This window comes from Enterovirga sp. (assembly GCF_035325185.1).
Classification (GTDB): Bacteria; Pseudomonadota; Alphaproteobacteria; order Rhizobiales; family Beijerinckiaceae; genus Enterovirga.
The window spans coordinates 25464-48341 of record NZ_DAOLAJ010000023.1 but is presented as its reverse complement, the minus strand read 5'-3'; the positions used below and the strand labels follow the sequence as shown (position 1 = coordinate 48341).

Annotated in this window: 22 protein-coding genes; 6 read left to right on the top strand and 16 right to left on the bottom strand. The window is 68.4% G+C overall.

Annotated elements, in window-relative coordinates:
- Nucleotides 1–43 precede the first annotated feature (43 nt).
- A complete protein-coding gene (locus tag PKD06_RS06955; protein ID WP_324378953.1) occupies nucleotides 44–955 on the top strand; it encodes a cation transporter in 912 nt (303 codons plus the stop codon).
- Nucleotides 956–968: 13 nt separating this feature from the next.
- On the opposite strand, the gene PKD06_RS06950 is transcribed toward PKD06_RS06955, so the two are convergent.
- Nucleotides 969–3311 carry a penicillin acylase family protein gene (locus PKD06_RS06950; RefSeq protein WP_324378951.1) on the bottom strand — a complete coding sequence of 781 codons (2343 nt, stop codon included), beginning with the start codon at nucleotides 3309–3311 and terminating at the stop codon, nucleotides 969–971.
- A gap of 64 nt (nucleotides 3312–3375) precedes the next feature.
- Nucleotides 3376–4152: an SDR family oxidoreductase gene (locus tag PKD06_RS06945; RefSeq protein WP_324378948.1), complete on the bottom strand. Its 777-nt coding sequence runs from the start codon at nucleotides 4150–4152 to the stop codon at nucleotides 3376–3378.
- 113 nt (nucleotides 4153–4265) lie between these two features.
- On the opposite strand from PKD06_RS06945, the gene PKD06_RS06940 reads away from it, so the two are divergent.
- Entirely contained in the window at nucleotides 4266–4709 is a 444-nt protein-coding gene (locus PKD06_RS06940) for a lipocalin-like domain-containing protein (RefSeq protein ID WP_324378946.1), read from the top strand.
- A gap of 56 nt (nucleotides 4710–4765) precedes the next feature.
- Here PKD06_RS06940 and PKD06_RS06935 read toward each other — a convergent pair whose 3' ends face one another.
- On the bottom strand, nucleotides 4766–6943 hold the full coding sequence (locus PKD06_RS06935; protein WP_324378944.1) for a primosomal protein N': 2178 nt from the start codon (nucleotides 6941–6943) through the stop codon (nucleotides 4766–4768).
- Nucleotides 6944–7113: 170 nt separating this feature from the next.
- Between PKD06_RS06935 and PKD06_RS06930 the strand changes: the two genes are divergently transcribed.
- The 3 genes from PKD06_RS06930 (at nucleotide 7114) to PKD06_RS06920 (ending at nucleotide 9916) form a co-directional block, all read left to right on the top strand.
- Nucleotides 7114–8166 (top strand): tyrosine recombinase XerC, encoded by a 1053-nt coding sequence (locus PKD06_RS06930; protein WP_324378942.1) that lies wholly within the window; start codon nucleotides 7114–7116, stop codon nucleotides 8164–8166.
- A 75-nt stretch (nucleotides 8167–8241) separates the two neighbouring features.
- Nucleotides 8242–9366: a calcium:proton antiporter gene (locus tag PKD06_RS06925; protein WP_324378940.1), complete on the top strand. Its 1125-nt coding sequence runs from the start codon at nucleotides 8242–8244 to the stop codon at nucleotides 9364–9366.
- Nucleotides 9367–9439: 73 nt separating this feature from the next.
- Nucleotides 9440–9916: a MaoC family dehydratase gene (locus tag PKD06_RS06920; RefSeq protein WP_324378938.1), complete on the top strand. Its 477-nt coding sequence runs from the start codon at nucleotides 9440–9442 to the stop codon at nucleotides 9914–9916.
- A gap of 68 nt (nucleotides 9917–9984) precedes the next feature.
- Here the strand turns inward: PKD06_RS06920 and rpmB are convergent, their stop codons facing one another.
- From rpmB to PKD06_RS06900, 4 genes are all read right to left on the bottom strand, one after another.
- Nucleotides 9985–10269 (bottom strand): 50S ribosomal protein L28, encoded by a 285-nt coding sequence (rpmB, locus tag PKD06_RS06915; protein ID WP_324378957.1) that lies wholly within the window; start codon nucleotides 10267–10269, stop codon nucleotides 9985–9987.
- 142 nt (nucleotides 10270–10411) lie between these two features.
- Entirely contained in the window at nucleotides 10412–11062 is a 651-nt protein-coding gene (locus PKD06_RS06910; protein WP_324378937.1) for a DUF1345 domain-containing protein, read from the bottom strand.
- Nucleotides 11063–11069: 7 nt separating this feature from the next.
- Complete coding sequence (locus PKD06_RS06905; RefSeq protein WP_324378935.1) at nucleotides 11070–11672, bottom strand: nitroreductase family protein; 603 nt, start codon at nucleotides 11670–11672, stop codon at nucleotides 11070–11072.
- An 11-nt stretch (nucleotides 11673–11683) separates the two neighbouring features.
- A complete protein-coding gene (locus PKD06_RS06900; RefSeq protein WP_324378933.1) occupies nucleotides 11684–12400 on the bottom strand; it encodes a superoxide dismutase in 717 nt (238 codons plus the stop codon).
- Nucleotides 12401–12477: 77 nt separating this feature from the next.
- Between PKD06_RS06900 and PKD06_RS06895 the strand changes: the two genes are divergently transcribed.
- A complete protein-coding gene (locus PKD06_RS06895) occupies nucleotides 12478–13224 on the top strand; it encodes a GDSL-type esterase/lipase family protein (RefSeq protein WP_324378931.1) in 747 nt (248 codons plus the stop codon).
- A gap of 12 nt (nucleotides 13225–13236) precedes the next feature.
- Here PKD06_RS06895 and ccoS read toward each other — a convergent pair whose 3' ends face one another.
- The 9 genes from ccoS to PKD06_RS06850 all read right to left on the bottom strand — a co-directional run bounded on the left by ccoS (nucleotide 13237) and on the right by PKD06_RS06850 (nucleotide 22796).
- On the bottom strand, nucleotides 13237–13401 hold the full coding sequence (gene ccoS, locus PKD06_RS06890; RefSeq protein WP_324378929.1) for a cbb3-type cytochrome oxidase assembly protein CcoS: 165 nt from the start codon (nucleotides 13399–13401) through the stop codon (nucleotides 13237–13239).
- Entirely contained in the window at nucleotides 13398–15659 is a 2262-nt protein-coding gene (locus PKD06_RS06885; protein ID WP_324378927.1) for a cation-translocating P-type ATPase, read from the bottom strand. Before PKD06_RS06885 ends, ccoS begins: the two co-directional genes overlap by 4 nt.
- The gene (locus PKD06_RS06880) at nucleotides 15656–16150 is read right to left on the bottom strand and encodes a FixH family protein (protein WP_324378925.1); all 495 of its coding nucleotides are present in this window, start codon (nucleotides 16148–16150) and stop codon (nucleotides 15656–15658) included. The genes PKD06_RS06885 and PKD06_RS06880 overlap by 4 nt, the downstream gene beginning before the upstream one ends.
- On the bottom strand, nucleotides 16147–17706 hold the full coding sequence (gene ccoG, locus PKD06_RS06875; RefSeq protein ID WP_324378923.1) for a cytochrome c oxidase accessory protein CcoG: 1560 nt from the start codon (nucleotides 17704–17706) through the stop codon (nucleotides 16147–16149). The genes PKD06_RS06880 and ccoG overlap by 4 nt, the downstream gene beginning before the upstream one ends.
- Before the next feature lie 168 nt (nucleotides 17707–17874).
- Nucleotides 17875–18744 carry a cytochrome-c oxidase, cbb3-type subunit III gene (gene ccoP / locus PKD06_RS06870; protein ID WP_324378921.1) on the bottom strand — a complete coding sequence of 290 codons (870 nt, stop codon included), beginning with the start codon at nucleotides 18742–18744 and terminating at the stop codon, nucleotides 17875–17877.
- Nucleotide 18745: 1 nt separating this feature from the next.
- On the bottom strand, nucleotides 18746–18898 hold the full coding sequence (locus tag PKD06_RS06865; RefSeq protein ID WP_324378919.1) for a cbb3-type cytochrome c oxidase subunit 3: 153 nt from the start codon (nucleotides 18896–18898) through the stop codon (nucleotides 18746–18748).
- Between the two features lie 10 nt (nucleotides 18899–18908).
- On the bottom strand, nucleotides 18909–19640 hold the full coding sequence (gene ccoO, locus PKD06_RS06860) for a cytochrome-c oxidase, cbb3-type subunit II (protein ID WP_324378917.1): 732 nt from the start codon (nucleotides 19638–19640) through the stop codon (nucleotides 18909–18911).
- 10 nt (nucleotides 19641–19650) lie between these two features.
- The gene (gene ccoN / locus PKD06_RS06855) at nucleotides 19651–21276 is read right to left on the bottom strand and encodes a cytochrome-c oxidase, cbb3-type subunit I (protein ID WP_324378915.1); all 1626 of its coding nucleotides are present in this window, start codon (nucleotides 21274–21276) and stop codon (nucleotides 19651–19653) included.
- A 512-nt stretch (nucleotides 21277–21788) separates the two neighbouring features.
- Nucleotides 21789–22796: a TraB/GumN family protein gene (locus PKD06_RS06850; RefSeq protein WP_324378913.1), complete on the bottom strand. Its 1008-nt coding sequence runs from the start codon at nucleotides 22794–22796 to the stop codon at nucleotides 21789–21791.
- Nucleotides 22797–22878 lie beyond the last annotated feature (82 nt).

Sequence of the window (22878 nt, the reverse complement as noted above, 5' to 3'; positions counted from 1 at the left end):
TGTGCTAACCTCGTCAGGCGTTGAGCTTCCCGGCCGGTGATCCGTGCAGTCCGATGACAACAGGGAGGAACAGCGCGTCCTGCTCTGGTCGATCGCCGTCACCGTCGTCGACGCCGCCATCGGGATCACGGTCGGCCTCCTGATCAATTCCGGCGCGATCGTGTTCGACGGCGTCTATTCCGTGGTCGACGCGGTGATGACGGCCATGGCGCTCGGGGTCTCGGCGCTCCTGGCCAGGGGCAGCACCCGGCATTTCCAGTTCGGCTTCTGGCATCTCGAGCCGATGCTGGTGCTCCTCAACAGCGTCGCCCTGTCGCTCTCCTGCGGTTACGCCTTCCTCGGCGCCCTGAACGACCTCTTCAGCACGGGGCGGCAGGTCTCGTTCGGACCGGGCGCGCTCTATGCCCTGGGCGCCGGGCTCCTGGCCCTCGCCGCCGCCGTCCTGGTGGGGCGGGAGGGCCGCCGGCTCGGCTCCGAGCTGATCGCGGTCGATGCCCGGAACTGGCTCGTCTCCGGCCTCCTCAGCGTCTCCCTCGGCATCGGCTTCCTGATGGCGGGGGTGATGCGCGGCACGCGCTACGATCATCTCGTGCCCTATCTCGACCCGACGGTCCTGGCGGCGCTCAGCCTCGCCATGCTGCCCCTGCCGCTCGCGGCTTCCTGGCGGGCGGCGAAGGACGTCTTCCTCGTGGCCCCGGGCGATCTCGACGAGGAGGTGCGCCTTCTCGCCCGGGACATCCAGCAGCGCTACGGCTTTCAGGATTTCAGCAGCTACGTCTCGAAAACGGGCCGGGCGCGCTTCGTGGACCTGACCTTCCTCGCCCCGCCGGGATTCGGCCCCCATCCGGTCGGCTTCTTCGACGCCATCCGCGACGAAATCGCCGCGAGCCTCGAAGCCGCCCCGCCCAGCCATTGGCTGAACATCGAATTCACCAGCGATCCGCGCTGGCTGTAGATCCTCCCGGCGCTCACGCCGGCTTCAGCACCATCCGCCGCACGGTGGCGTCCTCGACCGCTGCGCGGGAATAGACGAGCGGATGATAGCCGCCCTTCGACCAGATGGCGGCGAGATCGTCGTAATGGGGAGAGCGGGGATCGCCCGACTGGCCCGGAGCGTTGATGAACCGGCTTGCATCCCAGTTGCCGACATCGATCACGGTGCGGAAGGAGGCGCCGGTGATCGCCCGGTAGTCGTCCGGCCGATAGCGGGACATCATCACGGTCGAAACCGAGCCGCCCTTCGGCAAGGGCCCGACATCGCGCAATCCGGCCTTCGGAAAAGCCCGGTTCAGCGGATGCTCGAAATAGCCGTGGTGCAGGCGCCCCCAGCGCCAGCTCGCCGGATCCTCGCCGAGCAATGCTCCGCAATGCGCGAAGGCCGCCGCGAGCGTCTCGGCGAGGCAGGCATCGCGCGCGCGCTCCGTCGCGAGCCAGGGCGCCGATCCGGGCTTCTCCAGCGCACCGATCAGGGTCTCGTGGTCGCCCGGCGCCAGGAGAGCGGCGAGGGCGGCATCTCCCCCGGCCGCCTTCATCAGCAGGGCGGGCTTCAGATGATGCGTCCACCAGACCTCGAACAAAGCCGCCGCCGCGCTGTCCTCCAGGAGCCGGAAATCCCAATTCTGGAGGAGCGCCGAAGCCCGGCCGCCATCCTCCTTCAGGAGCGCCACGATGCGCCGCGCCGGGAGCGAGAGGGCGTCCGTCTGAAGGGCCGTCGCGGCCTCGACCGAATGGGCCGCATCGGCACCCAGCACCTCCGCGATGCGGTCGGCGCGCGAAGGCTCGAGGAATTCGAAGCCGAGCCTGCGCTCCTCGTAGGGATAGCCGGCGGGGATGTTGTTCTGGTTGGAGGTGGCGACCCATCCGCGCGCCGGGTCGAGCGAACGCGGCAATTCGCCGGGACCGAAGAACCCGTCCCATTCGTGGCGTCCGTCGCCGGGAACCGGCAGCAGGCCGTCCCAGCTCCCGCGCCTCGGCACCTTGGCGGCGACGAACCAGGCGATGCGCCCCGCCGCATCGGCATAGACGTGGTTCGCCCCCGGCGCCCCCCAGCCGCGAAGCGCCTCGCCATAGGCTTCGGGCGTCCTCGCCTCCATGGCCGCAAGGCTCGCGAGATAAGCCGCCGTGCCCGGCTCGAGCCAGACGGTGCGGACCGCGACCGCACGGCGGCGCGCCGCGTCCCGGGCGATCACCGGCCCGTGTCGCGTGAAGGCGAGCGCAACCTGCTGGTCGGGCGCGCCCTTGACCCTGATCGTTTCGGTGACGATCCGCATCGCCTCCCATCCCTCGCTGTAGCGATAGCGCATCGGATCGGCGGGATCGGTCTCGTAGACGTAGAGATCCTCCTGGTCGGCCGGGAAAATGGTCATGGCGAAAGCGGCATGGCCGTTATGGCCGAAGGAAATGCCGGGGAGCGCCGGCTCGCCGGTCCCTACGACGTCGAGGCCGGGGCAGGAGAGATGGACGACGTAGCGCAGCGAGGGCATGGCGTAGGCGCGATGGGGATCGCTCGCGAGCAGGGCGCGGCCGGTCGCCGTCCGGGCGGGGGCGACGGCCCAGTTGTTGGAGCCATCGGTGATCCGCGCCTCGTAGACCTCGCCCAGGGCGTTCACGCGCCGCCAGTTCCCCGCCTCGGCAAGGGTCGCGGCCAGGCGCTCCGGCGGAAAATCGACCGGCGCGGTCGCGAGCTGGAGCAGGTCGAGGGTGCCGGCGGGCAGGTCGGCCGGATCGAAGCCCTCGGGCACCTGCAATTCGTGCGGCGGATCGATCGAGCGCCGGACGAGGTCCGTGTCGGGCCCGGCCTTGGCCAGGACCTGCGCCCGCAATCCCTCCGACAGTACGTTGTGGACGAGCGCGTGGCTGCGAATGCGCAGGACGTCCTCGGGCGCCCATCTGGCGGGGCGCGTCCCCGTCGCGGCGAATTCCGGCGGCAGCGCCTCGGGATCGCGCAGCGCAAGGTCGATATGGGCGTTCAGGCCGCCCACGAAGGCGGTCACGATCTCTTCCAGGCCCTCGACGCCGTAGGCCGCCCATTCGGCCGCCATCTCGCCCCGGTAGAGAAAGAGACGCGCGGCCCGATCCTGCTCCAGGTAGCCGGGCCCGAAATCCTCGGCCAGAAGGCCCAGGCCGCGCTTGCGCCAGATGTCGAGCTGCCAGAGGCGGTCGCGGGCGGCGTTGAATCCCTGCACGAAGAACAGGTCGCGCCGGCTTCCCGCCCGGATATGCGGCACGCCCCAGCGATCGACGCGGATCTCCGCCTCCCCGGCGAGGCCCGGCACGGCGATCTCGATCGTCTCAACCCCTTCTGACGTCACGCGAAACCTTCCTCGATACAGTGAAACGATCTGGCGGTCCCATGCAGACCATGTGCTCTTTGCGTCAGAATAGCATCTGAACATCACCGCAGACGGAAATCGCCTGCCCGGAGATCGTCCTCCCGCGTGGCGAGCACAGGAACAGGATCGCATCGGCAATCTGCTGGGACGTGACGGTCGTCTTCATCGACACATAGGAGACGAACTCCGCTTCCGCTTCGGCGAAGGTGACGCCGCGACTTCTGGCATTCGCGTCGATCACGCGCCGCAGGCGGTCGCCCTCCACGAGACCGGGCAATACAGAGTTGACCCTGATGCCTTCGGGGCCGAGTTCGACCGAGAGCGATTTGGTGAATCCGATCACTGCCCATTTCGACGCGCAATAGGGGCTGCGGCGCGCCATTCCCAATCGGCCTGCGATCGAGGACAGATTGACAATCGACGGGTTCTTGCTCCCGCGCAGATGCGGGACGGCCAGCCGCGCGCAATTGAACTGCCCCGTGATGTTGATCGCGATAGTTCGATCCCAATCATCGGGCTCGATTGAATCGACCCTGCCGGTGGGGCCGGCTATCCCTGCGTTATTGATCAGCGCATCCAGCCCTCCAAGCCGACTGAGGGCGGTTTCAAAGAGCCTGCCGACCTGCTGGCGATCGGACACGTCCGCTCTGCTCGACGTGATCCCAGGACGCGCGACGGCGAGGTCGGCGAGAGCCTTGTCGTCGACATCGCAGACGTGAACCTTCGCGCCTTCACTCTCGAACGCCCTGGCGATGCTGAGCCCGATGCCATTGGCCCCGGCGGTGACGAGGACTCTCAGCCCTTCGATTCCCAGATCCATGGCATCCTCCTTCCCCGTCGTTCCCCGGCGAGTATAGGAAGCCTTTCGGGCTTTAAGAAACATCGCACCATGCGGAGTTCCGAAACCTGTCCTGGCTGCATCGGGAGGGGATCATGGCAGATTCAGCAGAGCTTCTCGGCACATGGAAAATGCTTTCCTGGACACGCACGTCCATCGCCACCGGAGAGGTCCAGGACGCGCTCGGCCCCGATCCTGTCGGCTACATTGCGTATCATGCCGACGGCCGGATGATGGCATTCGTCCAGCGACGGGACAGGCCAATCCCGGACGGCCCGCTTACCCAAAAGCAAAAGGCGGATTTGTTCGATTCGATGCTGGCATATACTGCTTCTTATACCATCGAAGACGAGACGGTGATTCATACCGTCGATGGAAGCTGGAACCCGGTCTGGGGCCGTGAGCCACTGGTCAGGCCGTTCAAGCTCGCCGGCAATAAGCTTGTGATCAGCGGAGCCCCCGGCCGGGACCCGGTGACCGGGGACGACGTGATTTACCGGATGATTTTCGAGCGCGTGCGAGGCGCGCCATCATCTTGACCACAGTGGAACATTTGCGATCCCTCCCAAGGAAACATGACCACCGGGATCATGCTCTAGAAAAAGCTCATCGGATCGACATCCACCGCGACGCGGACCGAGCCGCGCGGCTTGCCGGCGCGGGCGAGCCAGGCGCGCAGATAAGCCTGGATGTTCACCTCCCGCTCCGTCTTCACCAGCAGGCGGAAGCGGTAGCGCCCGCGGATCAGCGCGAGCGGCGCCTCCGCCGGGCCGAGCACCATGATGCCGGACGGCGGCTCGGCGCAGCGGGCGAGCATCCGGCCATGGGCCTCGGCGGCGGCCCTGTCCTCGCCCGAGACGACGAGGGCCGCAAGGCGCCCGAAGGGGGGCAGGCCCGCCGCCTCGCGGGCGGCGGTCTCCTCCGCGTAGAACCGCTCCGCCTCGCCCGAGACGAGGGCGGCGATGACGGGATGGTCCGGCTGGTAGGTCTGGACGAAGGCCCGGCCGGGCTTCGCGCCCCGCCCCGCCCGGCCCGTGACCTGCTGGAGAAGCTGGAAGGTGCGCTCGGACGCTCGTGGATCTCCCGAGGTCAGGCCGATATCGGCGTCGAGCACGCCGACCAGCGTCATGGCGGGGAAATTGTGGCCCTTGGCCACGAGCTGGGTGCCGATGACGATGTCGACCTCCCCTGCCGCCACCGATTCCAGCTCCGTCCGCAGCCTCTCCGTGCCGCCGGGAAAATCGCTCGACAGGACGATCCGCCGCGCCTGCGGCAGGAGCCGCGCCACCTCCTCGGCGATGCGCTCGACCCCCGGCCCGCAGGGCACGAGCGATCCGACCGTGCCGCAGGCCACGCAGGCTTCCGGCACCCGCTCCGTGTGGCCGCAATGATGGCAGACGAGCGCGCGCCGGAACCTGTGCTCGACGAGCCAGGCCGAGCAGTTCGGGCAGGAGGAGCGGTAGCCGCAGGCCCGGCACAGCGTCAGGGGCGCGAAGCCCCGCCGGTTGAGGAAGAGCAGGGCCTGCTCGCCCGCCGCGAGGGCCTGCTCGATCTCCCGGACCAGCCGCGGCGACAAGAAGCGGCCGGGCGGCGGGGGATCGCGCCGCATGTCGAGCGGCGTGATAGAGGGGAGCGTCCGGCCGCCGAAGCGCTCGGGCAGGACGAGGCGGGCATAGCGCCCCCGGCTCGCATTGACCCGCGTCTCGATCGAGGGCGTCGCCGAGGCGAGGATCACGGGCGCGCCTTCCAGGCGCCCGCGCATGATCGCCATGTCGCGGCTGTGATAGGCGACACCGTCCTCCTGCTTGTAGGCCTGCTCGTGCTCCTCGTCGACGACGAGGAGGCCGAGATCCCGGAAGGGCAGGAACAGGGCCGAGCGGGCGCCTGCCACCACCGCGACCTCCCCTTCCTCGACGCCCGCGAGGATGCGCTCGCGCCGCCGCGCCCCCACGGCCGAATGCCAGGCCGCCGGCCTCGTCCCGAAGCGCGCGGCGAAGCGCTCCAGGAAGGCGCCGGTGAGCGCGATCTCCGGCATCAGGATCAGCGCCTGGCGCCCGCGCCGGATGCATTCGGCAACCGCCTCGAAATAGACCTCCGTCTTGCCCGATCCCGTGACGCCGTCGAGGAGGATCACGGGGGGCGGTCCGCCCTCCCCTTCGGCGGCCGTCGCGACGGCTGCGGCCAGAACCTCCGCCGCCGCGCGCTGGCGCTGGGAGAGATCGGGCGCGGCGAAGGCGGGATCGGGCGGCTCGGCGACGGGTGCCGCCGCCAGCGCCAGGGTCTCCAGCGTGCCGGCATCGACGAGGCCGTCGATGACGCCCATGCTCACATCGGCGAGCTTGGCGAGATCGCCCTTGCCATGGACGAGCCCCCCCGCGGCAGCCTCGACGACGCGGCGGCGGGCCGGCGTCATGCGCTCCGGCAGGGGGCCGGCGAGGCGCACCCCGAGACGTACGGTTTCGGGCGCCCCGCCCGGAAGGCGCAGGGCGAGGGCGAGCGCCGATCCCCTCGGCGCGAGGGTGTAGCGGGCGATGAAATCGACGAGCTTGCGCAAAGCGGGCCGCATCGGGGGCGCCTCGATCCGCCCCTCGACCGCCTTGAGATTGCCGCTGCCCCCCGCGCGCGTCTCCCAGACCACGCCGACGCGGCTGCGCGGCCCGAGCGGCACCGCGACGACATCGCCGGGCGCGAGCGCCATCTCGGCAGGAATCGCGTAGCTGTAGGTCTGGTCGAGGGCGAGCGGAATCAGCACCTCGGCGACGCGCGCCGTCATTGTCGAAACACTAACCTCGAAGGCCCAGATTGGGGCAAGGTTCGATCATGATTCCCCCGGGCGGCGCCACCTCGCGGATCGGAGCATGCGAGCCCGGCCCCGGGCAGCGTCCGAAAGGTCCGGGGCGGATCGCAAAGGCGGGGACGAGGCCGGAAAATGGTGAGTTCGCGATGAGCGCGCAAGCGGGGAGATCCCCCGCCCCGCCCCGCCCGGGCCGTGCCGCGGCGCGCCTGTCCGGGACCGGGCCGGCGCCGGTTGCCGGCGGGGAAGCCCCCGCCGGGCTCTTCGGCACGGCCTCGCTGCGCGAGGCGACCTCCTCCTGGCTCACGGTGCTCGCCTCCGAGCGGCGCCTCTCGCCGAAGACCGTGGAAGCCTATGGGCGCGACCTGCGCCAGTTCGTGACGTTCCTCGCCGGCCATCTGGGCGAGGCGCCCTCCCCTGCCCTGGTCGTCGGTCTGAAGCCGCTCGACATCCGCGCCTTCCTGTCCGCCCGGCGGCGCGAGGGAATCGAAAGCCGGTCGCTGATGCGCCAGCTCGCGGCCTTGCGCTCCTTCGCGCGCCATCTCGAGCGCGAGGGCCACGGCACGCCGGCCGCCTTCTCGGCCGTCCGGGGCCCGCGCCTGTCGAAATCCCTGCCGAAGCCGGTGGCGGCGAGCGCCGCCCTCGCCATGACGGAGGAAACGACGCGGGCGGGCGAGGAGCGCGAGCGCTGGGTGCTCGCGCGCGACGCGGCCGTCCTCTCGCTTCTCTATGGCTGCGGGCTGCGCATTTCCGAGGCTTTGGGCCTCCTGCGCCGCGACGCCCCGACCGGAGAGACGGACAGCGTGCGGGTGCTCGGCAAAGGCGGGAAGACGCGCGCCGTGCCGGTGATCCGGCCCGTCCGGGACGCCGTCGAGGCGTATCTCGCAGCCTGCCCCTACCCCCTGCCGCCGGAGGGGCCGCTTTTCGTCGGCCAGAGGGGAGGACCGCTCTCGCCGCGAATCATCCAGCTCGCGGTGGCGCGGCTGCGCGGCGCGCTCGGCCTGCCCGACAGCGCGACCCCGCATGCGCTCCGCCATTCCTTCGCGACCCATCTCCTTGCGCGCGGGGGCGAGTTGCGGGCGATCCAGGAACTCCTCGGCCACGCCTCGCTCTCGACGACCCAGATCTACACGCAGGTCGATTCCTCCCGCCTCCTCGCCGCCTACCAATCGGCGCATCCGCGGGCACGAATGGCCGGCTAGCGACATCCGCGCCCGCTTGACCTCGCCGGCCGGAGCGGGAATGTCGACCTTCCCGGATCTCGCGACGACCCCGCCATGCCCGTCACCATCCTCCGCCTCGCCGTCGCCTGGGCGAGCGTCGCCGCCTTCATCTTCGCGGGCAAGCCCCTTCTCGCGCAGATGGAGGTCCCGTTCTCCTCGTTCCTGATCTTCGACTGGCTCCTCGTCGTGATCGTGTGGTCCGCCTTCGGCGTCGTGCACGAGGCGGAGGAACTCGCCCACCGGCTCGGCGAGCCCTACGGCACCCTGATCCTGACCCTCGCCATCGTGATCATCGAGGTCGCGCTGATCTCGGCGGTGATGCTGGGCGCGCACGGCTCGCCGACGCTCGGGCGGGACACGATGTTCGCCGTGCTGATGATCGTGCTGAACGGCGTCGTCGGGTTCGGGCTCATGCTGGGCGGGATCAAGCATTTCTCCCAGCGCTACAACCTGAAGGGCGCCTCGTCCTATCTCGCGGTGATCATTCCGCTCTCGGTCATCCCCCTGATCCTTCCCAATTTCACGACCTCGACCGCCGGCGGCACGCTGACCCAGACGCAATCGATCAGCTTCTCGCTCTTCACCGTCCTGCTCTACGGGGCCTTCCTCGCTCTCCAGACGGGGCGGCACAGCGAGTTCTACCGCGAGCCGCCGGACGAGGGACAGGCCGGGCCGGGCGCGGCGGCCGCCCATTCTCCCGAGGGGACGGAGGCGGAGAAGCAGAAGGCGTCCATCCTGCCGCATGTCATCCTGCTCCTGGCGAACATCCTGCCGATCGTCATCCTGTCGAAGAGCCTCGCCAAGGTGCTGGATTACGGCATCACCCGCCTGGGCGCGCCGCCGGCCCTCGGCGGCATCCTGATCGCGATGGTGGTCTTCACGCCCGAATGCATCACCGCGCTGCGGGCGATCACGGCGAACCAGCTCCAGCGCGCCATCAACCTGTGCCTCGGCGCCGCCGCCTCGACGCTGGGGCTCACGGTGCCGGCCGTGATCGGCATCGGGCTTCTCACCGGGCAGCAGGTCGTGCTCGGCCTGTCGCCGACCAACATGGTCCTGCTCGCCATGACCCTGATGCTCTCGACGCTCACGTTCACCGGCACGCGCACCACCATGCTCGAAGGCGCGGTGCATCTGGGCGTGTTCTTCGTCTTCCTGACCCTGGTCTTCAGTCCCTGACGCCCCTCCTTCGGTCGCGCTGGACTCGCGGCCCGGAACGCGCTGAAAAAGACGCGGCAGGGAAAGGAAATTCATGTTTCTCGAGCTGCGTCACCTCGATTTCGAGGACCTGTCGATCGGACTCGTCGAGACCCTCGAGAAGAAGATCGAATCTTCCGACGTCGTCGGCTTCGCCGAGGTGACGGGCGACCGCAACCCCATCCATCTCTCGGAGCATTTCGCGGCGAGGACGCCTTTCGGCGGCCGCATCGCGCACGGCCTCTACACGGCGAGCCTGATCTCGGCCGTCCTCGGGACGCGCCTGCCGGGCCCCGGCGCGATCTATATCTCGCAGACGCTGAACTTCCGCGCGCCCGTCCGCATCGGCGACACCGTCAAGGTCGAGGTCGCGGTGGCCGAGCTGATCCCGGAGAAGCACCGGGCACGCCTCCACTGCACCTGCACGGTGGACGGCGAAACGGTGCTCGAAGGCGAAGCCTGGGTGAAGGTGCCGAGCCGGGTTCCCAGGGCTCGCACCGTCGTCGAATCGGCAAGCGCCAAGCCGGGCTAGGCCCGCTTCCCGCCCGTCATCCGATCGGGGCTCTGTTCCAGCGAACCGGAACCGGAGGCCGAGGCCCCTCAGGCCGCCTGGAGATCGGCGATCTCTTTCTTCAGGCGGCGGGCCTTGAGCGACAGCTCGCCGTCGGCCGCCTTGGCGAGATAGGCGTCGAGCCCGCCGCGATGCTCGACCGAGCGCAGGGCGTGGGCGGTGATGCGCAGGCGCACCGAGCGGCCGAGCTTCTCCGACTGCAAGGTGACGTTGACGAGGTTCGGCAGGAAGCGCGTCTTCGTCTTGCGGTTGGAGTGGCTGACGAGGTTGCCGACGAGCACGGCCTTACCGGACAGTTCGCAGCGGCGGGACATGATGGTGTTCCTGATCTCGCGGCCGGGAGCGCGGGCGGTCAAGCCGCCGCGTCCGTCCGGCCGGGGCGCGTTCGTGAAGGGCTTGCCTATAGGGGAAGGAAGAGGCGCGCGTCAACCTCGGGCGGGAACGATCCCCGCCTGTTCAAGACCCTCCCAGCAGCGAGGCGCCGATATTGATGGCGAGCGCGAGGACAGCCGTGTTGAACAGGAACGAGACGATCGTATGGGCGAGCACGAAGCGCCGCATGCGCGGCGATTCCACCTGCACGTCTGAGGTCTGGGCGGCGGCGCCCAGGTTGAAGGAGAAATAGAGGAAGTCCCAGTAATCGGGCGGAGCCCTGCCCGGAAATTTCAGCCCCTTCCGATCCTGCTTCCCGGCATAATAGTCGTGGGCGTAATGGATCGCGAACATCGTATGCGCGAACAGCCACGAGAGCAGGATCGTGGCGCCGGCGAGAACACCGTTGCCGAGGGCGAGAGCGCCGGCATCGGCCCGGACGTTCCGAAGCTCGACCGCGATCGCCCCGAGGCTCGCCAGCGCCGCCAGGGCGAAGAAGGCGAGGACCAGAGCGGCGCCCGCCTCCTCGCGGGCCGCCCGGCTTTGGAGGTCGTCCTCGTCCGCCCGCACCATCATCGCCGCGACGAGGAGGAGATGGACGAGGATTCCGCAATCCCAGCCGACCAGGAGCCGCGTCGTCGCGCCACCCGGAAAGAGGATGCCGGCCACGAGGCCCGCCGCGACCCCGGCGAGCAGGCGCGGCCGGCTCGCGAGCGCGCGAAGGGGCAGGACCACGGATCGCTCAGGCCGGGAAGGCGCCCTCGAAGGCGGTCTCCGCGAGCGGCCTGCGATCGTTCGGCGCCTCGCGGGCCCGCAGGGGCTCGGAGAGCTTGGCCGGATCGTCGCGCCGCCCGATGGCGAAGGCCATGTCCAGGTGGAAATTCTCCGGCACCCCCAGCACCTCGGCGGCGGTCTCGAAATCGACCCCGATCATGCCGTGCGTATGCCAGCCCAGGGCGTGGGCCTGCATCGACACGGCCATCCAGGCCGCCCCCGCATCGAAGGAATGGGTGCGGGAGGGCACGGGCTCGTCCTTGCCCGCGACCGTCATCGTCTTCGAGGAGGCCACGAAGACGAGGGCCGAGGCATCCTTGCACCAGGCCTGGTTGCCCGGCAGCAGCAGCTTCATGAAGACGTCGAAGGCCGGCGTGCCGCGCCGCGCCCAGATGAAGCGCCAGGGCTGCGAATTGTAGGAGGAGGGGGCCCAGCGTCCCGCCTCCAGGATGCTCATGAGGGTTCCGACCGGGATGTCCTCCCCGGTGAAGGAGCGCGGAGACCAGCGCTCGGTGAAGATCGGCTCGATCGGATGAGCGGCCTTGCGGGGATTGGCGATCGGCTGGGCCATGCATTCCTCTGTCAGATGGTGAGCGTGCCGGCCTTCGCGGCCGCGTAGCGCTCGGCGATCCTGGACCAATCCACCACGTTCCACCACGCCGCAAGATAGTCGGGGCGCCGGTTCTGGTATTTCAGGTAATAGGCGTGCTCCCAGACGTCGTTGCCGAAGAGGACGCGCTTGCCCTCCATGAGCGGCGTGTCCTGGTTGGGCCGCGCCGTCAGCGCGAGCTTGCCGTCCCTGTCGACGGTGACGAAGACCCAGCCCGATCCGAAGACCCGCGCCCCGGCGCCGTTGAAATCCGTCTTGAGCTTCGCGAAGCCGCCGAGGTCGCGCTCGATCGCGGCCGCCACCTCGCCCGCAGGCTCGCCGCCCTTGCCGCCCATCACCTGCCAGAACATCGAATGGTTGGCATGGCCGCCGCCATTGTTCCGAATCGCGGTGCGGACCGATTCGGGAACCTTGTCGAGCCCCGCCAGGAGCTGCTCGAGCGGCAATTTGGCCAGCTCTCCCTGGTCCTTCAGCGCCGCGTTCAGGTTGGTCACATAGGCTTGGTGGTGCTTGCCGTGATGGATCTCCATCGTGCGCGCGTCGATATGCGGCTCGTTGGCATCGGCCGCATAGGGGAGCGGCGGCAGGGAATAGGGCCCCGCCTGCGCGGCCGCGCCCCGCGCGGAGCCCGCGAGGGCAAGGGCCGCGAAGCCCGTGAGGACGGAACGGCGATGAAGACGGGCATGCATGGCTTTTCTCCGGTGGATGCCTGCGCTAACGCGCAAGGCCCCTCCGGGGTCGGCGGAAATTGCGACGAAGGAAAGTCATGACCGGGCCGGACAAGGAGCGCGAAGGGAAGACGGAGCGCAGGCAGGCGGGCCGCCGGGGTCGCATTGCACTTGCTCTCGGCGCCTTCGCGCTCGGGGCGGCCGGTTTCGGGCTGGGCTGGGCGCTGCGGCCGGCGCCGCATATCAGCGCCGTCGTCTATGGCAACGAGCGCCTCTTCGCGATCAACGCCCATCTTGCGGATGCGCCCCCCGGCTATGTCTTCCTCGCCGGCGATTCCTATATGGAACTCTATTCGCCCGAGCCCCTTCCCTGCGGCCGCGAGATCGTCAATGGCGGCGTCGGCGGGGCAAAGGCGGGCGACTACCTGCGCTTCCTCGATTCGATCAGGTTCCGGTCGCCGCCCTCCGCGGTGCTGCTCTCGGTCGGGCTCAACAACCTCCTGAAGAAGCCGAATCCCGGCGGCCCCGCCTCGCTCGCCGCCCTCCGCGCCTCCGCCGTGGCGCTCATCCCCCGCCCCGGCGAGACCGGGGCGCCGGTCGTGGTCGTCGCCGTGCCGCCCGTGCCGCTTCAGACGGCCAAGTATTTCGACGTCGATTCGATCGAGACCTATACGCAGGTCCTGCGCGACATCTGCGCCGCGCAAGGCTGCACGGTGAAGGACGTCTTCGCCGAGGCTCGCGACGGGGCGTTCTGGCAGGCCAAGGCCGGCCTCTCGGCGGACGGCCTGCACCTCTCGAACCTGCGCCGGTACTATCGGGGTGCCTATGAGGAGCTGTGCCGGTAGGGCTGCGGGAGTTCAGCGCGACCTGCGCTTCTCCCCCGGCTCCTCGTCGATGAGGATCCGCTCGGCGGCGCCGTCCATGTCCTCGTACTGGCCGCTCCTCAGCGCCCAGAGGAAAGCGCCGAGACCGCCGAAGCCGAGGAGCAGGGCGGCCGGCAGGAGATAGACGAGAACGCTCATGCCTCGACCTCTCGCGATGCGGGGCCCATGGCCGGGGCGGTGTCGGCCGCGCCGGAAGCCCCCTCCCGCATTCCGAGCAGCCGCAAGGCATTGCCGATGACCAGAAGCGACGAAGTCGACATCGCGATCGCGGCGATCAGGGGCGTGACATAGCCCAGAATGGCGATGGGAACCGCTATCACATTATAGAGAATGGCGAGAGCGATATTCTGGCGGATCAGCCCCGCGGCCCGCCTGGAGATCCCGGCGGCGAAGGGAACCACGTCGAGGCTGTCGCGCAGGAACACGAAATCGGCGGCGTTGCGGCCGATATCGGCGGCGGTCGCGGGCGCCATCGAGACATGGGCGGCGCCGAGCGCGGGCGCGTCGTTCAGCCCGTCCCCGACCATGAGCGCCTTGCGGCCGCCTTCCGCGATCTCGGCGATGCGCGCCACCTTCCCGGACGGAACCAGGGCGGCGGCGTAGCGGGGAATGCCGAGGCTTTCGGCGACCTGGCGGCAATTCGCCTCGATATCCCCGGACAGCATCTCGACCGACTTGCCCGCCTGCCGCAGCGCCTGGACGGCGAAGGCCGCGCCCGGCCTCGGCGCGTCCTCGAATCGGAACCGCGCGCAAAGCCGGCCGTCGCGCGCGAGCACCGTGCCGGACAGATCCGAGGCCGCGGGATCGCCGTCCGGACCCAGCGCCCAATCGGCCCGGCCGAGCCGCCAGAGCGAGCCCTCCGCCCGGCCTTCCATGCCGAAGCCGGGAACTTCGCGGATCTCGTCGAAATCGCGGATACCGGCCCGCCCGCCTGCGGCCTGCGCGATCGCCTGCGAGAGCGGATGACGCGAATGGGCGCCGAGGCTCGCGGCAAAGGACAGCATGTCGGGCGCGATCTCCGCCCCGTTGACCAGCCAGGGGCGCCCCATCGTCAGGGTGCCGGTCTTGTCGAAGGCGACCGTGTCGATGTCCGACAGCCGCTCCATGGCCGAGCCGTCCCGCACCATCACGCCGCGCTCGAACAGGCGGCGGGCGGCCACCACCTGGACGATCGGCACCGCGAGCCCGAGAGCGCAGGGGCAGGTGATGATCAGCACCGCGATGGCGATGGTCAGCGCCTTGTGCCAGTCGCCGTCGACCGCCATCCAGCCGAGGAAGGTCAGGAGCGCCGTCAGGTGGACCACCGGCGCGTAATAGGCCGAGACCCGGTCGGCGATGCGCCTGTAGCGCGAGCGCCCGCCTTCGGCCGCCTCCATCAGGCGCACCATCTCCGCGAGGAAGGAATCCTCGGCGCGGGCCGCAGCCTCCAGCAGCAGCGGGCCAGTGAGGTTGAGCGTCCCGGCCCGCACGAGCCCGCCCGGCTCGATGCGCTGGGGCCGGCTTTCGCCGCTGATCAGCGAGCAGTCGAGGTCGGAGATGCCGCTCTCCACCCGGGCATCGACCGGAATGCGCTCGCCGGCGGCCACCAGGAGGCGCATGCCCGGCGCGATCTCGCGAACCTCCCGGTATTCGCGGCTGCCATCGGCGGCCATCACCACCGCCCCGCGCGGGGCGAGGCGGGCCAGCCCCTGCACGGCCGAGCGCGCCCTGTCGCGCATCATGTGGTCGAGCGTGCGGCCGATCAGGAGGAAGAACAGGAGCGAGACGGCCGCGTCGAAATAGGCGTGCTCGCCGTGGTGGACGGTCTCGTAGAGGCTCATCGCATAGGCGAGCGTCACGCCGATGGCGATGGGCACGTCCATGTTCATGCGCCCGTGGCGCAGCGCGCTCCAGGCCGAGCGGTAGAAGACGCCGCCCGCATAGGCCAGGGCCGGCAGGGCGATCAGCGCGGAGATCCAATGGAACAGGTCCCGCGTCGCCGCCTCCGCCCCGGACCAGACCGAGACCGACAGGAGCATGATGTTGCCGGCGGCGAAGCCGGCCACGGCCACGGCCCGCACCAGCTCCTTCAGCGTCCGGTCGCTTTCGAGGGCGCTGTCGTCGAAGAGGTGAGGCGGATAGCCGAGCCGGGTCAGCGTCTCGGACAAGGGCGGCGGCGCCTCCTCCTCGAAACGGACCGAAACCCGCCGGGTCGACAGGTTCACGCGGGCGCTGACCACGCCGTGGAGCCGTGACAGCTCCTGTTCCACGGCATGGATGCAGGCGCCGCAATGCACGGCCGGCACCGACAGCTCGACCTGGGCGGTTCCGTCCCCGAGGCTGCGCGCGGCGTGGCGCAGCTCCTCGGAGGACAGAATGCCGGCGCCCGGATCGGCCGCCGGCGCGCAGCAGCTCATGAGGCGGCACCGTTGCGCAGGACGAGCCGCCGCCGGTCGCGATAGGGCTTGGCGAGGCCGGCATCGGCATGGATCTCGATGATCCACACGCCGTCGTGCAACTCGACGGGCGCGGATAGCGATCCGTCCGGCTGGCGGGCCAGGAACGCGTCCCGGTCGTCCACCACGGTCGCCGGCCGGCGCAGGCTCGCGGTCGCGCGCGCCACCTTCACCATGGCGCCCCGTCGGTCCCTCAGCCGATAGGTGATCTTGCCGTCGGCGATGGCCAGCTCCGATGTCCAGCCGAGCGCCGCCTGGGTGCGGTCCTCCTCCGCCCGGTCGTTGAACTCCCGGCTCGCCACATAGACGTTCTCGACGACGAAACCCGTCCAGCTCGCGCGGGCCAGATAGGCCATCGTCAGGTTGACGGCGATGACGACCGAAAAGAAGGCGACCAGGATCGCCAGCACATGCCGGCCGGTCAGTTCCCGGCCTCCGTCCGCGGCTCTCATTTGCTGATCTCCGGTGCCTCGAATGTGGCGTCGTAGCGGTCGCTTTCGGACCCGGCCTTGTCCTCGACCACGAAGCGGAAATGCTGCGCCCGGCCGGCGACGTTCTCGCGCGGCTGGCGCACGAAGACCTTCAGCGTCTTCAGCCTGTCCGGCTCCACCTCGACCGAGAAGGAGCGGCCCGGCGGATGGTCCATGCCCAGAACGCTCATTTCCGCGCCTTCCAGGCCCTGGAGGCTCACCTCGAGCGTGCGCAATTCCGGGATCATGTTGAGCAGCTTGACCGTGAAGCCGTTGCGGATCGAGCCGTCCGAGAGGACCACGTATTGCGGATTGCGGTCGGCCAGGACGTTCACCTGGAGCCGCTCGCGCGTCATCAGCGCGACGAGCAGGCCGAGCCCCACCGCCAACCACGCCCCGAGATAGGCGAGCGCGCGCGGCCTCAGCAGCTTGCGCAAATGGAAGGTGCTGATCTTCTCCGACAGCTTGCCGTCCGCGTCGTGCACCCTCCTCGGATCGACGGGAGAGGTTCCGCCCGCGGTCGCCAGCGCCATGTTGGAATCGTATTCCGCGAGCGTCGCGTAGGCGATGAGCCCCCGGCTTCGGCCGAGCTTGTCCATCACGCCGTCGCAGGCATCGATGCAGAGCGCGCAGGTGATGCATTCGAGCTGCTGCCCGTCCCGGATGTCGATGCCCATGGGACAGACCGCGACGCAGGCGTTGCAATCGACGCAGTCGCCCACCGCCTGCCCCGCCGCGGCGGCCTTCTTCGCATGGCGCGAGCGCGGCTCGCCCCGCCAGTCGTTATAGGTGACGGTCAGCGAATTCTCGTCGAGCATCGCCGCCTGGATGCGCGGCCAGGGGCACATATAGGTGCAGACCTGCTCGCGCATCAGGCCGCCGAACACGTAGGTGGTCCCGGTCAGGATCATCACCGTGATATAGGCCACGGCGGCGGCCTGCCCGGTCACGAGCTGGCGCAGCAAGGTCGGCGCATCGGCGAAATAGAAGATCCAGGCGCCGCCCGTCGCCACCGCGATGGCGAGCCAGATCGCATGCTTGGACACCCGCTTGACCACCTTGTCGCGCGTCCAGGGACCGTGATCGAGCTTGATGCGCGCATTGCGGTCGCCCTCGATGGCGCGCTCGACTACGAGGAAGAGATCGACCCAAACGGTTTGCGGGCACGTATAGCCGCACCATGCCCGCCCGATCGTCGATGTCAGGAGGAAAAGCCCGAAGCCGGCCATGATCAGGAGGCCGGCCACGTAGTACAATTCCTGCGGCCAGATCTCGATCGGGAAGAAATAGAAGCGCCGGTTCGCGAGGTCGACCAGGACGGCCTGGTTGGGGGCATAGGGGCCGCGGTCCCAGCGGATCCAGGGCACCAGATAATAGATGCCCAGGGTCACCGCCATCACGATCCACTTGAAGCGCCGGAAGCGGCCTTCGGCGCGCTTCGGAAAGATCTTCTTTCGCGGAGCATAGAGCGGCTGGCGCACTTTCGCGGCATTCACCGCCGTCGCATCAAACGTCTCGACTTCCGACGTTTTGAGCATGTCATGGTCTCCTAACCGCGCCCCGGTGAGGCGCCGGCTATTCTTCCATGCGTCTCCCGCCATCCCTGATCGTCACGAGCCTCGCCCGTGGCGCCGTCGAACCCGCCTTCTTCCGGCGGACCGAAATCCCGGCGCCGCAGGACCTATGCCTTCAGTCCCACAACCGGCCTATTGACCTCCTCCGAGCGAATGAACATAGGCTGCCAGTTCCTTGACGGTGGTCGGGCCGAGGCGCGCGCCCCAGGCCGGCATAACGCCGTGCCTCGGCGACCTCACTTGTGCGGCGATGGCGTCCACCGTCGAGCCGTAGAACCAGATCGCATCCGTCAGGTTGGGAGCGCCGAATTCGTGGTTGCCCTTGCCCTCGGGGCCGTGGCAGGCGGCGCAGTTCTCCGCGAAAATCGTCTTGCCCGCGGCAAGATCCTCGGGCTTCACGCTGTCGGCCTTGTTCGACAGCGAATGCACGAAGGCGGCGACCTGCTTGACCTGCTGCGGCTGGAGAATGCTGCCGAAGGCCGGCATGTCCACCGCCCTGGTTTCGGGATCCTCCGCGTAGCGGATGCCGTGCGTGATGGTCTGAAGGATGTCCTGCGGACGGCCGCCCCACAGCCAATCGTCGTCGTTGAGGTTCGGATAGCCGGGAGACCCCTGCGCGCCGGAGCCGTGGCACTGCACGCAATTGACCTTGAAGGCGGCGGCGCCCGCCGCGACGGCGAAGGTCCGCAGCTTCTCGTCGGCGAGGATCTCGTCGATCGACTTGGAGGCGATCGCCGCGGTGTAGCCCGCCTTGGCCGCCTTCGCCGCCTCCAGCTCCGTCGAGATCTCCTTGCGGCTGGAATAGCCGAGCAGGCCCGTAGTCGCCGTGCGGATGAGCGGCCAGGCCGGATAGGCGAACATGTAGAGGACGGCCCAGACGACGGTCGCGTAGTAGACGATGAGCCACCAGCGCGGCATCGGATTGTCGAGTTCCCTGATGCCGTCCCACACGTGGCCTGTCGTGGAGACCCCGGAAAGCTCGTCGACGTCCTTCTCGCTCATGTCAGTCGTCCTTGAAAGGAATGCGGGCGGCCTCGTCGGCGAGGGAGCGGCTGCCGGGACGGAACGCGAAGATCACGGCACCGACGAAGAACAGGGTCATGCAGAGCAGGCCCCAGACATCCGCGAAATGCCGCATGGCGGTGTAGGCTTCCATCGGCGCCTCCTCAGCGGTAGCCGGAGGTTTCGTTATAGGTCGAGAAATCGACCAGCGTGCCGAGCATCTGGAGATAGGCGACCAGCGCGTCCATTTCCGTCAGGACCTGCTTCTTCCCGTCGAAATTGGCCGCCTTGGCCTTGGGATAGCGCGATTCCAGCCCGGAGAGGTCCCCGTCGGGATCGGCCTGCGCCCTCATATCCGCCTCGGCATTGGCGATCATCTCGTCCGTATAGGGAACGCCGACCCGCCGGTTGGCGACGAGATGGGCCTTGATCCCGTCCACGACGAGCGGCGTCTCCTGGAGGAAGGCATAGCTCGGCATCACCGATTCCGGCACGACCGCGCGCGGCTCGATCAGATGCTGGACATGCCACTCGTTCGAGTAGCGCTGGCCGACGCGGGCGAGATCGGGGCCCGTGCGCTTGGAGCCCCATTGGAAGGAGTGATCGTACATCGACTCCGCCGCGAGGCTGTAGTGCCCGTAGCGCTCGACCTCGTCGCGGAACGGCCGGATCATCTGCGAATGGCAGGCATAGCAGCCCTCGCGGACATAAATGTTGCGCCCGGCGAGTTCGAGCGGGGTGTAGGGGCGCATGCCCTCCACCTTCTCGATCGTGTTCTGCAGATAGAAGAGCGGCGCGATCTCCACCATGCCGCCCACGGTGACCACCGCGAGCGAGGCGATCAGCAGCAGGGTCGCGTTCTTCTCGAGCGCCGTGTGTTTTTTCAGGATGGACATGTGGCGTTCCTCACTCCGCAGGCTGCACGGCCATGCCGTCCGGCGTCGGCTGCGCCTTGCCCATGGGCGTCTCGTCGCGCACCCGGCCCGCGATCGTCTGGAAGACGTTCCACGCCATCAGGATGCCTCCGGACAGGTAGAACAGCCCGCCCGTCACGCGCATCACGTAATAGGGATGCATGGCGGCGACGGTTTCGGCGAAGGAATAGACCAGGAAGCCCTGCGAATCGTATTCCCGCCACATCAGGCCCTGCATGATGCCGGACACCCACATGGCCGACGCGTAGAGGACGATCCCGAGCGTCGCCAGCCAGAAATGCCAGTTGACCATGCGCACGGAATACATGCGCTCGCGGCCCCAGAGCTTCGGCGTCAGGAAATAGACCGCGGCGAAGGTGATCATGCCGTTCCAGCCGAGCGCGCCGGCATGGACGTGGGCGATGGTCCAGTCGGTATAATGCGAGAGCGCATTGACCGACTTGATCGACAGCATCGGGCCCTCGAAGGTCGCCATGCCGTAGAAGGCCATGGCTCCCACCATCAGGCGCACGATCGGGTCGGTCCGGATCAGGTCCCAGCGGCCCGACAGCGTCATCAGGCCGTTGATCATGCCGCCCCAGGAAGGCATCCACAGCATGATGGAGAACACCATGCCGAGCGTCTGAGCCCAGTCGGGAACCGCCGTGTAGTGCAGGTGATGCGGGCCCGCCCAGATGTAGAGGAAGATGATCGACCAGAAATGTACGATGGACAGCCGGTAGGAATAGATCGGCCGGTTCACCTGCTTCGGCACGAAGTAATACATCATGGCGAGGAACGGGATCGTCAGGAAGAACGCCACCGCGTTATGGCCGTACCACCATTGCGTGACGGCGTCCGGCACGCCCGCGAAGGCGGAATAGCTCTTCGAGCCGACGAACGACACCGGCATCGCCAGGTTGTTGATCACGTGCAACATGGCGATCGTGATGATGAAGGACATATAGAACCAGTTCGCCACATAGATATGCGGCTCTTTCCGGCGAAAGACGGTTCCCATGAACACGACGAGATAGGCGACCCAGACGATCGTGAGCCACAGGTCGACATACCATTCGGGCTCGGCATATTCGCGCGACTGGGTGATGCCGAGCAGATAGCCCGTCGCGGCCATGACGATGAAGAACTGGTAGCCCCAGAAGACGAACCAGGCGAGATCTCCGCCGAAGAGCCTTGCGCGGCACGTCCGCTGGACCACGTAGAACGAGGTTGCGATCAGCGCATTGCCGCCGAAGGCGAAGATGACGGCCGAGGTATGCAGCGGGCGGACCCGGCCGAAATTCAGGAACGGCTCGAGATTGAGGCTGGGAAAGGCGAGCTGCGCGGCAACCACCACGCCCACCAGAAAACCGACGACGCCCCAGAAGACCGTGGCGATCACGCCGTAGCGGATCGGCGCGTCCATGTAAGTGCCTTCATCATCCGAGGCAGACGAAGCGGCATGCGGCATGCGGATCAGGAGGATGGCGAAGGCCAGGAGCACGAAAACCGCGATCCCCATATGCTGCCGGAACGCCTCGTCGACTGCGAATGCAGCGGCTAAAAGAGCGATGAAAGCCAGCGCTACGGTGAGGACGACCCCTGTCCCGTGCTGCATCGAAGTAATCTCCCCTCTTCGACCCGGCGTATAGTCGCTCTGCGCCTATACGGAATCGCCGCTTCGAGCGTTACGTTCACTTATTCCAAAGAACAAACACCGGACGGCCGTCAAGCTCGTTCCGAACGACGTCCGGCTTCGCCGGCAGCCAATGCCGCCGGCGGCGAATCGCGGGCGGGAGCGCGGCAATCGGTGCAGCCGCATGAACTTGCCGGGACGGCGCATCGGAACGCACGACAGTCGCGAGCTTCATGTTCGGCCTTTTCCGCGGCGTGCAAAATCGCATCCGGCAGGGCCTTGTTAGAGTGGCCCCCGGGGGATTGCTTTGCGCTGGCGCAATCTGGCTGTTCGCGGTTCCAAAACGGCGGGACGGCCGCGGGAAAAGCGGGAGCGCGGCAGAGGCACCCGGGACCCCATCGCCGCTCTGCGCCTCTATCTCATTGCTTGCGCAGGATCTTTCCGAAGGGAGCCCGCTTCGGCGAAAGCCGCCTCTCCTCTTTCTGGATCATGCCCTAATCGAGCGCGGACACGGTGTAGCCCGCCTTCTGGAGCCGGGCGATGAGCCCGTCCGATCCGGGCAAGTGGGCGATCCCGATCGCGACGACCGCATTGCCGCGCTCGAGATAGGGCTGAAGACGTTCGGCCATGCGCGCCGTCCGCACGTCGAGCAGGCGTTCGAGAAATTCGGGCGGCGTGCGCGAGTCGGGCGTCTCGGGATTCGGGCCGATCCGCATGAGCGCGACGATGCCTCCGGCATCCCGCGCGAGGAAGCGCCCGATCTGGCTCTCGACGACGCTCGCGCCGAAGGAGGCCTGCCGCAGCACCGAGACGAGGAGCGCGCGCTCGCTCTCCGGCGACAGGCCGTCGAAGACGCCGAATTGCTCGGCGAGCGTTTCCAGTCCCACGATCTCGACTCCGTGGCGGCGGGCGAGCTGCACGACCAGGGAATCGAGATAAGGTTGCTTCCCGGCCGTCGCGCAGGGGGGAAGATCGAGCAGGAGCGCGAGCACCGGAGCCTTCCAGAACCGCGCCGCGGCGGGCGGCAATCCGCGTTCCTCGGCAAGCTGCTCCAGTGCCTCGTAGTCGGAAGGGTCGAGCAGGGTGCCGGCGCGCCGGCCGTTCGGGGCCCGGATCGAAGCCTGAAGCTCCCTGCGGGCCTGCTGGCCCAGGCGTCCGGCGCCGAGCGAGGACACCTCGGTGGTTTCCACGGCAAGGATGGAGGCGTCCCGAATGCGCTCGGCGACGTCCGGGGGAATCGAGGCCAAGCGCGGATCCGAGAGGTGGAGCGTGCCGAACACGTAGGACGGCGCCCCCGTTCCCCCGGAGATCTTCCAGAACCGGCCCTCGCGATGAGGCAGGGAGGCGGCGCTGCGGCGCAACTCCTCTCCCCAGTTCCAGCCCTTTTCGCGCACCGCGAAGAGGTCGTCGCCGAGGCATCCGGGCCAGGCAGCCTCACGCCCGGCGATCCAGAAGCACAACGACAGGCAAAGGCAGGCTGCGAGCTTGAACGAACCGGGCATCGTACGCTCCGATGCCGCCGGAGCCGCGTTCCGGCCGGGAGAAGTCCCGGCCGGAAGCCCGGGACGCGGCAGGCCGCCGACG

What these genes read in the sequence shown, in the direction of transcription:
- PKD06_RS06935 (WP_324378944.1), bottom strand. Translation starts at nt 6,943, where the DNA reads ATGACGGCGCGCGTCGCCGAGGTGCTGATTCCGCTCGCCCTCGACCAG.
- PKD06_RS06925 (WP_324378940.1), top strand. Translation starts at nt 8,242, where the DNA reads ATGCCCGTCACCATCCTCCGCCTCGCCGTCGCCTGGGCGAGCGTCGCC.
- ccoG (WP_324378923.1), bottom strand. Translation starts at nt 17,706, where the DNA reads ATGCTCAAAACGTCGGAAGTCGAGACGTTTGATGCGACGGCGGTGAAT.
- PKD06_RS06945 (WP_324378948.1), bottom strand. Translation starts at nt 4,152, where the DNA reads ATGGATCTGGGAATCGAAGGGCTGAGAGTCCTCGTCACCGCCGGGGCC.
- ccoS (WP_324378929.1), bottom strand. Translation starts at nt 13,401, where the DNA reads ATGAGCGTTCTCGTCTATCTCCTGCCGGCCGCCCTGCTCCTCGGCTTC.
- PKD06_RS06880 (WP_324378925.1), bottom strand. Translation starts at nt 16,150, where the DNA reads ATGAGAGCCGCGGACGGAGGCCGGGAACTGACCGGCCGGCATGTGCTG.
- PKD06_RS06905 (WP_324378935.1), bottom strand. Translation starts at nt 11,672, where the DNA reads ATGGCCCAGCCGATCGCCAATCCCCGCAAGGCCGCTCATCCGATCGAG.
- PKD06_RS06865 (WP_324378919.1), bottom strand. Translation starts at nt 18,898, where the DNA reads ATGGAAGCCTACACCGCCATGCGGCATTTCGCGGATGTCTGGGGCCTG.
- ccoP (WP_324378921.1), bottom strand. Translation starts at nt 18,744, where the DNA reads ATGAGCGAGAAGGACGTCGACGAGCTTTCCGGGGTCTCCACGACAGGC.
- PKD06_RS06930 (WP_324378942.1), top strand. Translation starts at nt 7,114, where the DNA reads ATGAGCGCGCAAGCGGGGAGATCCCCCGCCCCGCCCCGCCCGGGCCGT.
- PKD06_RS06895 (WP_324378931.1), top strand. Translation starts at nt 12,478, where the DNA reads ATGACCGGGCCGGACAAGGAGCGCGAAGGGAAGACGGAGCGCAGGCAG.
- PKD06_RS06885 (WP_324378927.1), bottom strand. Translation starts at nt 15,659, where the DNA reads ATGAGCTGCTGCGCGCCGGCGGCCGATCCGGGCGCCGGCATTCTGTCC.
- ccoN (WP_324378915.1), bottom strand. Translation starts at nt 21,276, where the DNA reads ATGCAGCACGGGACAGGGGTCGTCCTCACCGTAGCGCTGGCTTTCATC.
- PKD06_RS06900 (WP_324378933.1), bottom strand. Translation starts at nt 12,400, where the DNA reads ATGCATGCCCGTCTTCATCGCCGTTCCGTCCTCACGGGCTTCGCGGCC.
- rpmB (WP_324378957.1), bottom strand. Translation starts at nt 10,269, where the DNA reads ATGTCCCGCCGCTGCGAACTGTCCGGTAAGGCCGTGCTCGTCGGCAAC.
- PKD06_RS06940 (WP_324378946.1), top strand. Translation starts at nt 4,266, where the DNA reads ATGGCAGATTCAGCAGAGCTTCTCGGCACATGGAAAATGCTTTCCTGG.
- PKD06_RS06920 (WP_324378938.1), top strand. Translation starts at nt 9,440, where the DNA reads ATGTTTCTCGAGCTGCGTCACCTCGATTTCGAGGACCTGTCGATCGGA.
- ccoO (WP_324378917.1), bottom strand. Translation starts at nt 19,640, where the DNA reads ATGTCCATCCTGAAAAAACACACGGCGCTCGAGAAGAACGCGACCCTG.
- PKD06_RS06850 (WP_324378913.1), bottom strand. Translation starts at nt 22,796, where the DNA reads ATGCCCGGTTCGTTCAAGCTCGCAGCCTGCCTTTGCCTGTCGTTGTGC.